The organism is Streptomyces sp. QH1-20, from assembly GCF_041283565.1.
GTDB lineage: Bacteria > Actinomycetota > Actinomycetes > Streptomycetales > Streptomycetaceae > Streptomyces > Streptomyces syringius.
On sequence record NZ_CP166299.1, the window covers coordinates 2153247 to 2165919 of the forward strand.

Consider the following 12673-nt stretch of genomic DNA (forward strand, 5'->3'; position numbering starts at 1 on the left):
CGTGCGCGAGGCGGGGTGTCCCTGGAGTGGTGGGACACCCGGCCCGGCCCGTACCGGACGTCGGCGCAGCCGGTGGCGACATTGCCTGCGGCGCTTCCGGTCTATGCCCGGACCGCGCGGACTTGAAACAGCGGGGTTACCCGCATGTTATGCGGCGGCGCGCATAAAGCATCACCCCAAGGTGGCGCCGAAGGCAATACCCAGGACGTACGTCACACCGGCCGCGGCCCCGCCCAGCAGCAGCTGGCGCAGCCCGCTGAACCACCAGGAGCGCGCCGTCACCCGTGCCACCACGGCGCCGCACGCGAACAGCCCCAGCAGGGCGAGCAGCACCGCGGGCCACAGCTGGGTGGCGCCCAGCAGATACGGCAGGACGGGCAGCAGGGCGCCCAGGGCGAACGAGCCGAAGGAGGAGACGGCGGCGACGGTGGGCGACGGGAGGTCGGAGGGGTCGATGCCGAGCTCCTCGCGCGCGTGGATCTCCAGCGCCTGCTCGGGGTCGGCGGACAGCTGCCGGGCGACCTCCCGCGCGAGGCGGGGCTCGACGCCACGCGACTCGTACAGCGCGGCGAGCTCCTCGAGCTCGTCGGCGGGGTGCTTGCGCAGCTCGCGCCGCTCCACGTCCAGCTCGGCCAGCACCAGCTCGCGCTGGGAGGCGACCGAGGTGTACTCACCGGCCGCCATGGAGAAGGCACCGGCCGCGAGCCCGGCCAGCCCGGTGATCACGATCGTCTGCGAAGAGGCGGAACCGCCCGCGACGCCCGTCATGAGGGCGACGTTGGAGACCAGTCCGTCCATGGCCCCGAAGACCGCGGGGCGCAGCCAGCCACCGTTCACATCGCGGTGCGTGTGGTTGTCGCGGTGCGCTATGTGCGGTGCCTCTGCCGTGTCGAGGACAGACATCTTCGCTTGTGCTCCCTTCCCCAGGGGAGGGCCTGCCGCCCGCCCCTCAATGAGTCGAAGGTACGCACGAATTGCAGTGATCCGCTAGCAAGGAAGGCCGAACTTACCTCTCTGACCTGCGCAAACGCGAAGGGCCCGGAAAAATTCCCGGGAAATGACCGAGGGCCGCCGGACCTTGGCGGTCCGGCGGCCCTCGGGGGTGACAACGTCTCGGGTCAGAGCTTCTTGCCCGGCTTGTCGGCCGGCGCGTCGCCGGCGGCGCCGGTGGTGGCGCCCCCGGAAGGGGCGGCAGGGGCATCCGCGGGCTTCTCGCCGGGCTTCTTGACCGGCTTGCGGGACAGCTCCTTGACGGGCTTCGCAGCCGGCTTCCCGGCGACGCTCCCCGCCTTCTCCACCTTCGCGGCCTTCTCCGCCCCCGGCCCGTCCTCGGCGGCCGCGGGCTCGACCACGGTCTCCCGGCCGGGCCGGCGCTTCGCGGAGACGATCATGTAGGCGACCGCGGCGAGGAACAGGACGATCGAGGTCCAGCCGTTGAGCCGCAGGCCCAGCACGTGGTGGGCGTCGTCGACGCGCAGGTACTCGGTCCAGAAGCGGCCCACCGTGTACGCGGCGACGTACAGGGCGAAGGCCCGGCCGTGGCCGAGCGTGAACCGGCGGTCCGCCCAGATCACCAGCGCCGCGACGCCGAGGCACCACAGCGACTCGTACAGGAACGTCGGGTGGTACGTCCCCGCGACCCGCCCGATTCCGGGGTCCGCGTCGATCTTGAGCGCCCACGGCAGATCGGTGGCCTTGCCGTACAGCTCCTGGTTGAACCAGTTGCCCCAGCGGCCGATGGCCTGCGCCACCGCGAGGCCGGGCGCCAGCGCGTCCGCCCAGGCCGGGAGCGGGATCCCACGGCGCCGGCAGCCGATCCAGGCGCCCACCGCGCCGAGCGCGACGGCACCCCAGATGCCGAGCCCGCCCTCCCAGATCTTGAAGGCGTTGACCCAGTCCCGTCCCTCACCGAAGTACAGCTGGTAGTCGGTGATCACGTGATAGAGGCGGCCGCCGACGAGCCCGAAGGGCACCGCCCACACGGCGATGTCGGCGACCGTCCCGGCCCGCCCACCGCGCGCGATCCAGCGCCGGTTGCCGAGCCAGACGGCGGCGAAGACGCCGATGATGATGCAGAAGGCATAGCCGCGCAGCGGGACCGGTCCGAGGTGGATCACACCGGTCGACGGGCTGGGAATGTAAGCGATGTCCATGGCAGCACCGACGCTACCTTGCCGGGACGCGGCCCCGGCAACCCGCCCGGCGCAACGGCTGCGTAACGGCCCTCCGGCCGCCCGGCGTCACCGGGGCTCCCGCACCGCCGGCAGCGGCCCGTGACGGCCTCAGTTCTTCGCCGTGCCCGCGACCATCTGCCGCAGCTTCTCGGGGGTGAGCGGGTTGGCCTGGTCGCCGTAGATGCTCTTGCCGTCGAGGAGGACGGTCGGGGTGGCATGGTAGGCGGACCTGCCGAAGGCCTCGTGGGACTTCTTCACCCAGCTGTCGTGGGTGCCCTCGTTCACACAGGTGCGGAAGGCCGGGGAGTCCAGGCCCGGGATCTGGCGGGCCAGCTCCAGCAGACGGGCCTTCTTGCCGAAGGCGTCGTCGGTCTCCGCCGGCTGGTTCTTGTAGAGCAGGTCGTGGTACGCGGAGAACTTGCCGACGTCCTGCGCGCACGCCGCCGCGTTCGCCGCGTTGAGCGAGCCGGAGCCACCGAGGTTGTTGTCGATCAGTGTGACGAGGTGATACTCGGTCTTCAGCCGGCCCTTGGCCTCCAGGGCGTGGATCGTGTCGCGGAAGCCGTTCTCGAACTGGGCGCAGCCGGGGCAGCGGAAGTCCTCGTAGACGGTGAGGGTGGCCTTGGAGGCGGGCTTGCCGACCGGGATGGTGACGGCGTCCTTGCCCATGGCGCCCTGCGGCTGGACGAGCGGGCCCGCGCTCTCCTTCTCGTCCTTGCCGGCATTGGCCACCAGGGCGCCGACCCCGGCCGCGATGCCCAGGACGCCCACGACCACGGCCCCGGCGATCAGGGCCCGCTTGCGCTTGGCGCGGGACTCCTCCCTCTGACGCTGTTCCTGCAGCCGCTCGCGGGCGCTGCGCTTTCCGTCGCTGTTCTTCTGGCTCACATCCCGCTACAACGAACCGGGGGCGCGCCCATGCGCGCCCCCGGCCGAGTTTTCCTTCAAACGGATTACGCGCGCCCCGCGACGCCTGCGGCGAGTTCACCCGCCAGTGCGCGCACTCCCGCCAGGCCCGTCTCCAGGTCGGGTGCGTCCAACAGCCGCTTCACGAAGGCAGATCCGACGATGACGCCGTCGGCGAACCGGGCGACCTCCTCGGCCTGCCGGGCGTTGGAGACGCCGAGTCCGACGCAGACGGGCAGCTCGGTGACCGCGCGGGTGCGCCGCACCAGCTCCTCGGCCTCCTGGCCGACGGAGGCGCGGGTGCCGGTGACGCCCATCAGCGAGGCCGCGTAGACGAAACCGCTGCCCGCTGCCGTGATCTTGGCGAGCCGCTCGTCGCGGCTGCTGGGCGCGACGACGAACACGGTGGCCAGGCCGTGCTGTTCGGCGGCCTTGCGCCACACCTCGGACTCCTCGACCGGCAGGTCCGGCAGGATGCAGCCCGCTCCCCCGGCCTCGGCGAGATCGGCGGCGAACCGCTCGACACCGTAGGCGTCGACGGGGTTCCAGTAGGTCATGCAGAGCACCGGGGCGCCCGTCGCGGCGTGCGCCTCGCGGACCGTGCGGATCACGTCGACGATTCTGACGCCGCCGCGCAGGGCGATGTCGTCGGCGGTCTGGATGACGGGGCCGTCCAGGACCGGGTCGCTGTGCGGCAGTCCGACCTCGACGACGTCACAGCCGCCCTCGACCATGGCGGTGACGGCCCGGACGCCGTCGTCCACGGTCGGGAAGCCGGCCGGGAGGTAGCCGACGAGCGCGGCGCGCCCCTCGGCCCTGGCCGTGGCCAGTACGGAGCTGAGCAGTTCGATGTTGCCCGCCATCACTTCGCCCCCGCAGCGTCGTCGTCGTACAGCCCGAAGTAGCGCGCGGCGGTGTCCATGTCCTTGTCGCCGCGCCCGGAGAGGTTGACCAGGACGAGGCCGTCCGGGCCGAGCTCCTTGCCGAGGTCGAGGGCGCCCGCCAGCGCGTGGGCGCTCTCGATCGCGGGGATGATGCCCTCAGTACGCGACAGCAGCCGCAGCGCCTCCATGGCCTCGTCGTCGGTGACGGCGCGGTACTCGGCGCGGCCGAGGTCCTTGAGGTAGGAGTGCTCGGGGCCGATGCCGGGGTAGTCGAGCCCGGCGGAGATCGAGTACGGCTCGGTGATCTGGCCGTCCTCGTCCTGGAGGACGTAGCTGCGGGAGCCGTGCAGGATGCCGGGGGTGCCGGCGGTGAGGGTGGCCGCGTGCTCGCCGCTCGCCACGCCGTGGCCACCCGGCTCGCAGCCGATCAGCCGGACACCGGTGTCGGGCAGGAAGGCATGGAAGAGACCGATGGCGTTGGACCCGCCGCCGACGCACGCCACGGCGGCGTCCGGGAGGCGGCCCGTCCGCTCCAGGATCTGGCGGCGCGCCTCGACGCCGATCACCCGGTGGAAGTCGCGGACCAGCGCCGGGAAGGGGTGCGGGCCGGCGACGGTGCCGAAGAGGTAATGGGTGCGGTCGACATTGGCGACCCAGTCGCGGAACGCCTCGTTGATGGCGTCCTTCAGGGTGCGGCTGCCGGACTTCACCGCGACGACCTCGGCGCCGAGCATCCGCATCCGGGCGACGTTGAGCGCCTGGCGCTCGGTGTCGACCTCGCCCATGTAAATGGTGCACTCCAGGCCGAAGAGCGCGCAGGCGGTGGCGGTGGCCACGCCGTGCTGCCCGGCACCGGTCTCGGCGATGACACGGGTCTTGCCCATGCGCTTGGTGAGCAGCGCCTGGCCCAGCACATTGTTGATCTTGTGGGAGCCGGTGTGGTTGAGGTCCTCGCGCTTGAGGAACACCCGGGCGCCGCCCGCGTGTTCGGCGAAGCGCGCCACCTCGGTCAGGGCGCTCGGCCGACCGGTGTAATTGACCATCAGTTCATTGAGCTCGGCCGCGAAGGCGGGGTCCGCCTTCGCCTTCTCGTACTCCGCGGCGACCTCGTCGACGGCGGCGACGAGCGCCTCGGGGATGAATTTGCCACCGAAGGCGCCGAAGTAGCCCTCGGGGCTCGGGATGTGACCCTCCGGGTCCGGGATGAAGAAGTCAGACGACATCCGACGTACTCCTCAGTCGGGGCCCGCGGGCCCCGCTAGGTCTCGATGGACGGGCATCACGCTATGCGGAGAGGACGACCGCCGACCGCGACTCCCGCGCGGGGCTGTGCCGTGGCCCGGTGGGGGCGGTCCGTCGTCGTGCGCATCGTGGGGCGACGCCATCGCATGCCGTTGATCTGGCCCGGCTCACAGCCGATGTGGTAGCGCACCCGGCGGCCGTGGACCCGGCGGGCGGGCGCGCGGCAGCCGCGCGGGCGGCAGCCGCGGGCGAGTCGCGCGTACGCCGCCATGCCGACGGGGGCCGAGTGCGTGCTCGGCCCCGGACGGCTGCGGCGGCGGATCATGGGAGGGGTCAGCCCCTGCCGTGCCGCAGGGCGGGGTGGGCGCCGGCGGCGACGAGGTCGGCGACCGCGCCGCGCGGGTCGCGGCCGGTGACCAGGGACTCGCCGACGAGCACCGCGTCGGCGCCTTCGTTGGCGTAGGCGATGAGGTCGTGCGGGCCGCGCACCCCGGACTCGGCGATCTTGACGATGTGGTCCGGGATCTCGGGCGCGACACGGGCGAAGTTGTCGCGGTCGACCTCGAGGGTCTTGAGGTTGCGGGCGTTGACGCCGATGATCCGGGCGCCGGCGTCGACCGCGCGCTGGACCTCTTCCTCGTCGTGCACCTCGACCAGCGGGGTGAGGCCGATCGACTCGGCCCGCTCGATGAGGGAGACCAGGGCCTCCTGCTCGAGGGCGGCGACGATCAGGAGGGCCAGGTCGGCCCCGTACGCGCGGGCCTCCCACAGCTGGTAGGCGGTGACGATGAAGTCCTTGCGCAGGACCGGGATGTCGACCCGGGCCCGGACGGCCTCCAGGTCGGCGAGCGAGCCGCCGAAGCGGCGCTGCTCGGTCAGCACGCTGATGACGGCCGCGCCGCCCGCCTCGTAGTCCGCGGCGAGCCCGGCGGGGTCGGCGATCGCGGCGAGCGCGCCCTTGGAGGGGCTGGAGCGCTTGACCTCGCAGATGACGGTGACGTTCTCGCCCTTGAGGGCCGCTACGCCGTCCTTGGCCTGCGGGGCCTTGGCGGCCCGCTGCTTGAGCTCGTCGAGGGTGACGCGCGCCTGCCGCTCCGCGAGGTCGGCACGGACACCGTCGATGATCTCGTCGAGCACACTCACGCGAGCGGCCCCCTTCCGGACTCGGATGGTCTGGGCTGGCGGCTGGAATTCACCCCACCAGGACTTGCGATGGTACTTGCCGGAGGGCGAAGGACTCGCATCCGGTTGACGCAGGTCCCGCCAGGTGGACATTCATGGGATCAGAGCCGACCCGAACGGCAGATTCCGCAGGACGGTGAAGACGAGGACGATGCCGCCCAGCGCCCACCAGTGGCCGGGTCGGGGGGCCCTGGCAGGGGCGGCGGGGGCGGCGGGGACCGGCCGCAGGGCCCTGGCCAGCCATACGGCCCAGAAGACGGCGAAGGCCGCGTAGCCGACGACGGCCAGGGCGTTGGCGCCGAGCGCGGTGGCCAGGTCGCCGTGGGCGAGGGCGTGGACGCCGCGCAGCCCGCCGCAGCCGGGGCAGTACAGCCCGGTGTGGCGCAGCAGCGGGCAGGCCGGGTAATGACCGGGCTCGTTGGGGTCCACGGCGCCGATGTAGACGGCGGCCGCGGCGAGCGCCGCCGCGACGCCGAGCGGGGCGGCGAGGCGGTGCGACAGGGGCTCGGGGGGCACAGGCCGACCGGGCGGCACGGTGATGCCGCCGGGGGCCCGTGGATCCCGAGGACGGCTCACGTGGTCCCTCACACCGTCGAGTCTCCCCCGGGAACGACGAAGGCGCAGCTCAGGGCCGCGTACGGACAGCCGTACGGGTCCGGGCCGCGCCATGTGCGCCCGCGGGTGCCGCCCGTGGTGCCGGGCGGCGGCGAGAAGGTCTGCGTGGGACGAGGCGGAGGGTCAGCCCTGCGTCTGCGCGTGCGACTGCGGCGCGACGGGGCGCTTGCGGGCCTGGCCGAGGCCCGCGGCCCGCATGGCCATGCCGACGACGCCACCGAGGGCGATCACGATCATCCCGGCCCAGAAGCCCATGGGCTTGGCCATCACCGTGAACGCGCCGGAGATGCAGAAGCCGATGAAGGCGATGATGACACCGGTCCAGGCGGCCGGAGTGTGTCCGTGGCTGCTACCCGACATGAGTATGACTCCTCGTTGCTTTATCGCGCCTGCGGGCGCAGAGAGAACGCTCGATGCCATTGTCCCCGACGGCCGGGGCTGCCTTGAGCTGGGGTGGGCGTGTCTGTCCCGGCTACTTCCGGGAGGTGTCCCCGGTGGTTTCGCCGGTGGGGTCCTCGCCGCGGTCGAGGGCCTTCCACAGCTCCTCGGGGCGGTCCGGATCGGGGGCGGTGCGGGCACGGCGCGGACGGGGGGTGCCGTCGCGCTCGTAGCGGCCGGACATGGCGGGCCACTGGCGGCCGTAGCGCAGGGCGAGCAGCCCGGCGAGGAGCAGCAGCACACCGCCGGCGAAGGCCACCCACGGCCAGGCGGTGTGGGTGACGTTCTCGACGGCGCCGTCGGTGAGGCCGCCGATCTTGCTCGCCTTCTCCTTCAGGGCGGCGGTGTCGGAGACACCGCCGAGCGCGCCCGCGATCACCCCGGCGCCGCTCAGGGCGAGCAGCGCGGCGACGGCGATCCGGCCGACGCCGCGGACGGCGAAGACGGCGACCAGGGCGGCGAGGCCGACGATGGCCAGCGCGCCGGGCAGGCCGCTGACGTCCTGGCCGGTGGCCTGCCGGACGACGCTGCCTTGGGCCACGGCGACGGTCCCCTCGGCCCAGGTGCGGCCGCCGGAGAGGAGGACGAGCGCCGCGCCGAGCGCGCCGAAGAGCAGGGCGACGCCGACACTGCGTCTGGCGCCGTTGCCGGTGCGCGGGGCGGGCTGGACTACGGGGCGGGGGTGGGGAACGGCTGCGCTCACGGTTACCACTATCCCCCGCCCGGACGCCCGACCCCAACGCGGGGGCCCGGCCGGCAAGCCCGTCCGGCGATTGAGGCCGCGCCCGCAGGGCGAAGGCCCGCCGGACCCCTAGCCGGCGGCCAGCCGATTGGCGGTGTGGACGGCGCGGAGCACGGCGGCGGCCTTGTTCCGGCACTCGGCGTCCTCCGCGGCGGGGTCGGAGTCGGCGACCACGCCCGCGCCCGCCTGGACGTAGGCGGTGCCGTCGCGCAGCAGCGCCGTGCGGATGGCGATGGCGGTATCGGAGTCGCCCGCGAAGTCGAGGTAGCCGACGCAGCCCCCGTACAGCCCGCGGCGGGCGGGTTCCAGCTCCTCGATGATCTGCATGGCGCGTGGTTTGGGCGCGCCGGAGAGGGTGCCGGCAGGGAAGCAGGCGGTGAGCACGTCGAAGGCGGTCCGGCCGGCGGCGAGGCGGCCGGTGACCGTGGAGACGATGTGCATCACATGGCTGTAGCGCTCGATCGACATGAAGTCGACGACCTCGACGCTGCCGGGCTCGCAGACCCGGCCGAGGTCGTTGCGGCCGAGGTCGACGAGCATGAGGTGCTCGGCGCGCTCCTTGGGGTCGCCGAGGAGTTCGTCGCCGAGCGCGGCGTCGGCCTGCGGGCTCGCCCCGCGGGGACGGGTGCCCGCGATGGGGTGCACCATGGCGTGCCCGTCCTCGACCTTGACGAGCGCCTCGGGGCTGGAGCCGACGACGTCGAAGGCGCCGCCGTCCTCGTGGGGGAAGCGGAACAGGTACATGTACGGGCTGGGGTTCGTGGCCCGCAGGACCCGGTAGACGTCGAGGGCGGAGGCGGTGCAGGGGGTCTCGAAGCGCTGGGAGGGCACGACCTGGAAGGCCTCGCCCGCGCGGATGCGCTCCTTGATGTCCTCGACGGCCGCCATGTAGTCGGCGCCGCCCCAGCGGGCGGTGTACTCGGGGAGTTCGGAGGGCGGCAGGACGGTGGGGGCGGTGGGCGTGGGCCGGTGGAGGTCGGCGGCCATCGCGTCGAGCCGGGCGACGGCGCCGGCGTAGGCCTCGTCGATGCCGGTGTCGAGGTCGTTGTGGTTGATCGCGTTGGCGATCAGCAGCACGGTGCCGTTCCAGTGGTCGAGCACCGCGAGGTCGGAGGTGAGCAGCATCGTCAGCTCGGGCAGGCCGAGGGTGTCCTCGCCCAGTTCGCCGATCTTCTCGAGGCGGCGGACGATGTCGTAGCCGAGGTAGCCCACCATGCCGCCGGTGAAGGGCGGCAGCCCGGAACCCTCTATGAGGTCGCGCGGGGTGTGCAGGGCCGCCACGGTGTCGCGCAGCGCCTCCAGCGGGTCGCCCGCGGTGGGGACGCCGACGGGCGGGGTGCCGAGCCAGTGGGTCCGGCCGTCGCGGACGGTGAGGGTGGCGTCGCTGCGGACGCCGATGAAGGAGTAGCGGGACCAGGTGCGGCCGTTCTCGGCGGATTCCAGCAGGAAGGTGCCGGGCCGTTCGGCCGCCAGCTTGCGGTAGAGGCCGACGGGGGTGTCGCCGTCGGCGAGGAAGCGTCGGGTGACCGGGATGACCCGACGGTCCTTCGCGAGCATGCGGAAGGTGTCGGCGTCGGGGGTGGTGGTACCCGTGGTCGCGGCGCGGGGGGCCGGGACGCCTGAGGTCGTGGCAGCCATGGCAGCGGAGCCTACTTGGCCAGGGGCAGGACGTCGGCATCGAAACAGGTGCGGTCACCGGTGTGGCAGGCGGCGCCGACCTGGTCGACCTTGACGAGGAGGGTGTCCGCGTCGCAGTCCAGGGCAACGGACTTGACGTGCTGTACGTGCCCGGAGGTGTCGCCCTTGACCCAGTACTCGCGGCGGCTGCGGCTCCAGTAGGTGCAGCGGCCGGTGGTGAGGGTGCGGTGGAGCGCCTCGTCGTCCATCCAGCCGAGCATGAGCACCTCGCCGGTGTCGTACTGCTGGGCGATGGCGGGGACCAGGCCGTCGGCGTCGCGCTTGAGGCGGGCGGCGATGGCGGGATCCAGACGGCCGGATCCGGGCACTGCTCCGGACGGTGCTCCGGAAGAGCGGGGGCCGGTGGGGTTGCTGGGGAGGGCGTTGCCGGTCATGTGGCCATTCTGCCGCTTCGCGCCGGTGGGGCCGCCGTAACCCACTGGCGGGGCTGTCAGTGGCATGCGGCATGCTTCGACCATGACCTCTCCGCCTCCGCCGAACACACCCCGATCGCCCGGCGACGGCGGTGGATTCGGCCCACCGCAGAGTTTCGGCCAGCCCTACGGGCAGCAGGTCCCGCAGGGGGCGCCCGGTCAGCCGGCCCGGCCCTACGGGCAGCCGGGGTACGGCGCCCAGCAGCCGTACGGCGCTCAGCAGCCGGGCTTCGGGCAGCAGTACGGGCAGTTCGCGCCTCCCATGCCGCCGCCCCCGCCGCCCTCGGGCGGTAACGGCGCGAAGGTCGCCGCGATCGTGGTCGCCTCGGTGCTGGTGGTGGGGCTGGCCGTCGGCGGAGTGATCCTCTCGCAGAGCGGCGACAAGGACGACAAGCCTGCCGCGCGGGGGACGTCCTCGCCGAGTGCCACCCCGTCGTCGGCCCCGTCGGCCTCCCAGGACTCCACGGGCCTCTCCCCGGGCGAGGGCGGCGCGGTGGACAGCGGAAAGTCGGCCGACCCGAGCCTGCCTTCCCTGCCGAACCGGGTGCCCTACGTGGTCCTCAAGCCCGGCCAGTGCTACGACCACCCGGCGCTGAGCAGCGCCGTCACCAAGGTGGAGACGCGGTCGTGCGACGGCGCGCACGACGGCGAGGTGGTGGCCAACGAGACCCTGACGGGCACGTTCGCCACGCAGCGGGACATCCAGGAGAAGGCCGTGGAGCTGTGCGCCACCGAGGCGGAGAAGCGCGTGCGCTCCATAGCCGACGGCCGCCGCTACTACTCGTACACGCTGATGCCCGCCAAGACGACCTACGACCGCGGGCAGAACCAGCTGTCCTGCACGATCACCCTCAGCAATGCCCGGGGTGGCGCGAAACTGACCGCACCACTGCCCGAGTAGGGCCGCGGCGCGGCTGGTGGGGGCACGGTGGCAGGCGCGGCGCCATGGCACTGCCGGGGCGACGGTCGTAGGCTGACGGCATGTCAACCCACGCCCAGCGCGAACGCCTGCTCCTCGCCGACCTGTTGGAGACGGCGGGTCCGAACGCCCCGACGCTCTGCGACGGCTGGCGGACCCGTGATCTCGCGGCGCACGTCGTGGTCCGCGAGCGCCGCTCCGACGCGGCCGTGGGGCTGGTGCTCAAGCCCCTGGCCGCCCGCCTGGAGCGGGTGCAGGCCGAGTTCGCCGCGAAGCCGTACGAGGAGTTGCTCCAGCTGATCCGTACGGGTCCGCCGCGTCTTTCGCCGTACGCCCTCAAGCAGGTCGACGAGGCGGCCAACACCGTCGAGTTCTACATCCACACCGAGGACGTCCGCCGGGCGCAGCCGGAGTGGACGCCGCGGGTGCTCGACCCGGTCTTCTCGGACGCCCTGTGGAGCCGGGTCGAACGGATGGCGCGGATGCTGGGCCGCCGGTCGCCGGTGGGCCTGGTGCTGCGGCGGCCCGACGGCCGTACGGCGGTGGCCCATCGCGGCACCCCGGTGGTCACGGTCACCGGTGAGCCGGGCGAGCTGACCCTGTTCGCCTTCGGCCGCCAGGACGCCGCCCGGGTCGAGCTGGAGGGCGACAAGGACGCGCAGGCGAAGCTGCTCGAAGCGAAACTGGGAATCTGAGGCCTCGGGGGGGCCGGCCCGGACACCGACTCGGACACCGTCTCGAAGAAAGGTTCCCGCCATGGCTTTCCCCAGCAGAACCCGCATTCCCGGCGACCATGCGGGCGCACTGCCACCGGTCGGCATCTCGCTGGGGCTGCTGCTGTTGCGCCTCATGCTCGGCATCATCATGGTGGGCCACGGCACGCAGAAGCTCTTCGGCTGGTACAACGGGCCCGGTCTCGACGGGACGGCGCAGGGCTTCGACGACGTCGGCTACCCGGCCCCCAGGACCATGGCGGTCATCGCCGGGCTCAGCGAGACACTCGGCGGCGTGGGGCTCGCCCTGGGCCTACTCACCCCACTGGCGGCCGCCGCCGTGCTGGGCACGATGATCAATGCGCTGGATGTGACCTGGGACGGCGGATTCTTCCTCCCGAAGGGGGTGGAATTCACCCTTTTGGTCGCCTTGGCGGCAACGGCACTCGCACTGACGGGACCGGGCCGGTACGCGGCGGACCGCTATCTGCCGGTACTCCGGGCGAACCGGCCGGCGTACGGGGTGGCGGCGATCGCGCTGGCGGTGGTGGCGGGGGCGGTGGTCCTGCTGATCCGGGACTAGCGCCTGTCCGGCGGATCCTCGAGAGCGGGGCTCCGCCCCGGACCCCGGCCCTCAATCGCCGGACGGGCTGCTGTGCCTTGTCCTCAATCGCCGGACGGGCTGAAATCAGCCCGTCCGGCGACTCTTCGTGGATCAGCGAGCGGCGTCCGGGGCGTGCGATCGCA

The 12673-nt window shown here is 72.8% G+C and carries 15 protein-coding genes; 3 read left to right on the forward strand and 12 right to left on the reverse strand.

Annotated features, from left to right (window positions below):
- Window positions 1-171: 171 nt before the first annotated feature.
- The 12 genes from AB8O64_RS09570 to hisI form a co-directional block, all read right to left on the reverse strand.
- The gene (locus AB8O64_RS09570; protein WP_356450864.1) at window positions 172-903 is read right to left on the reverse strand and encodes a VIT1/CCC1 transporter family protein; all 732 of its coding nucleotides are present in this window, start codon (window positions 901-903) and stop codon (window positions 172-174) included.
- Window positions 904-1118: 215 nt separating this feature from the next.
- A complete protein-coding gene (gene lgt / locus AB8O64_RS09575) occupies window positions 1119-2153 on the reverse strand; it encodes a prolipoprotein diacylglyceryl transferase (protein WP_370418763.1) in 1035 nt (344 codons plus the stop codon).
- 129 nt (window positions 2154-2282) lie between these two features.
- Window positions 2283-3062 carry a DsbA family protein gene (locus AB8O64_RS09580; RefSeq protein ID WP_370418764.1) on the reverse strand — a complete coding sequence of 260 codons (780 nt, stop codon included), beginning with the start codon at window positions 3060-3062 and terminating at the stop codon, window positions 2283-2285.
- A gap of 65 nt (window positions 3063-3127) precedes the next feature.
- Window positions 3128-3943 (reverse strand): tryptophan synthase subunit alpha, encoded by an 816-nt coding sequence (gene trpA / locus AB8O64_RS09585; RefSeq protein ID WP_370418765.1) that lies wholly within the window; start codon window positions 3941-3943, stop codon window positions 3128-3130.
- Window positions 3943-5187: a tryptophan synthase subunit beta gene (gene trpB / locus AB8O64_RS09590; RefSeq protein WP_370418766.1), complete on the reverse strand. Its 1245-nt coding sequence runs from the start codon at window positions 5185-5187 to the stop codon at window positions 3943-3945. The genes trpA and trpB overlap by 1 nt, the downstream gene beginning before the upstream one ends.
- A gap of 56 nt (window positions 5188-5243) precedes the next feature.
- Entirely contained in the window at window positions 5244-5531 is a 288-nt protein-coding gene (gene trpM / locus AB8O64_RS09595) for a tryptophan biosynthesis modulator TrpM (protein WP_370418767.1), read from the reverse strand.
- Between the two features lie 8 nt (window positions 5532-5539).
- Complete coding sequence (gene trpC, locus AB8O64_RS09600) at window positions 5540-6349, reverse strand: indole-3-glycerol phosphate synthase TrpC (RefSeq protein WP_184730640.1); 810 nt, start codon at window positions 6347-6349, stop codon at window positions 5540-5542.
- Between the two features lie 132 nt (window positions 6350-6481).
- Window positions 6482-6904, reverse strand: a complete 423-nt coding sequence (locus tag AB8O64_RS09605; protein ID WP_370418768.1) for a DUF2752 domain-containing protein — start codon at window positions 6902-6904, stop codon at window positions 6482-6484.
- A gap of 222 nt (window positions 6905-7126) precedes the next feature.
- The gene (locus AB8O64_RS09610; protein WP_370418769.1) at window positions 7127-7363 is read right to left on the reverse strand and encodes an HGxxPAAW family protein; all 237 of its coding nucleotides are present in this window, start codon (window positions 7361-7363) and stop codon (window positions 7127-7129) included.
- A 112-nt stretch (window positions 7364-7475) separates the two neighbouring features.
- A complete protein-coding gene (locus AB8O64_RS09615) occupies window positions 7476-8144 on the reverse strand; it encodes a TIGR02234 family membrane protein (protein WP_370418770.1) in 669 nt (222 codons plus the stop codon).
- 108 nt (window positions 8145-8252) lie between these two features.
- Window positions 8253-9740 (reverse strand): anthranilate synthase component I, encoded by a 1488-nt coding sequence (locus AB8O64_RS09620; RefSeq protein ID WP_370423831.1) that lies wholly within the window; start codon window positions 9738-9740, stop codon window positions 8253-8255.
- A gap of 92 nt (window positions 9741-9832) precedes the next feature.
- The gene (hisI, locus tag AB8O64_RS09625; protein ID WP_370418771.1) at window positions 9833-10255 is read right to left on the reverse strand and encodes a phosphoribosyl-AMP cyclohydrolase; all 423 of its coding nucleotides are present in this window, start codon (window positions 10253-10255) and stop codon (window positions 9833-9835) included.
- A gap of 82 nt (window positions 10256-10337) precedes the next feature.
- Between hisI and AB8O64_RS09630 the strand changes: the two genes are divergently transcribed.
- From AB8O64_RS09630 to AB8O64_RS09640, 3 genes are all read left to right on the forward strand, one after another.
- Window positions 10338-11195, forward strand: a complete 858-nt coding sequence (locus tag AB8O64_RS09630) for a septum formation family protein (protein WP_370418772.1) — start codon at window positions 10338-10340, stop codon at window positions 11193-11195.
- An 80-nt stretch (window positions 11196-11275) separates the two neighbouring features.
- The gene (locus AB8O64_RS09635; RefSeq protein WP_370418773.1) at window positions 11276-11908 is read left to right on the forward strand and encodes a TIGR03085 family metal-binding protein; all 633 of its coding nucleotides are present in this window, start codon (window positions 11276-11278) and stop codon (window positions 11906-11908) included.
- A gap of 61 nt (window positions 11909-11969) precedes the next feature.
- Entirely contained in the window at window positions 11970-12509 is a 540-nt protein-coding gene (locus AB8O64_RS09640; protein ID WP_370418774.1) for a DoxX family protein, read from the forward strand.
- Window positions 12510-12673: the final 164 nt, after the last annotated feature.

Bases quoted from the DNA above. Each gene is read 5' to 3' on its own strand.
- AB8O64_RS09570 (WP_356450864.1), bottom strand. From the start codon at position 903: ATGTCTGTCCTCGACACGGCAGAGGCACCGCACATAGCGCACCGCGAC.
- lgt (WP_370418763.1), bottom strand. From the start codon at position 2,153: ATGGACATCGCTTACATTCCCAGCCCGTCGACCGGTGTGATCCACCTC.
- trpA (WP_370418765.1), bottom strand. From the start codon at position 3,943: ATGGCGGGCAACATCGAACTGCTCAGCTCCGTACTGGCCACGGCCAGG.
- trpB (WP_370418766.1), bottom strand. From the start codon at position 5,187: ATGTCGTCTGACTTCTTCATCCCGGACCCGGAGGGTCACATCCCGAGC.
- trpM (WP_370418767.1), bottom strand. From the start codon at position 5,531: ATGATCCGCCGCCGCAGCCGTCCGGGGCCGAGCACGCACTCGGCCCCC.
- AB8O64_RS09610 (WP_370418769.1), bottom strand. From the start codon at position 7,363: ATGTCGGGTAGCAGCCACGGACACACTCCGGCCGCCTGGACCGGTGTC.
- AB8O64_RS09620 (WP_370423831.1), bottom strand. From the start codon at position 9,740: ATGCTCGCGAAGGACCGTCGGGTCATCCCGGTCACCCGACGCTTCCTC.
- hisI (WP_370418771.1), bottom strand. From the start codon at position 10,255: ATGACCGGCAACGCCCTCCCCAGCAACCCCACCGGCCCCCGCTCTTCC.
- AB8O64_RS09630 (WP_370418772.1), top strand. From the start codon at position 10,338: ATGACCTCTCCGCCTCCGCCGAACACACCCCGATCGCCCGGCGACGGC.
- AB8O64_RS09635 (WP_370418773.1), top strand. From the start codon at position 11,276: ATGTCAACCCACGCCCAGCGCGAACGCCTGCTCCTCGCCGACCTGTTG.
- AB8O64_RS09640 (WP_370418774.1), top strand. From the start codon at position 11,970: ATGGCTTTCCCCAGCAGAACCCGCATTCCCGGCGACCATGCGGGCGCA.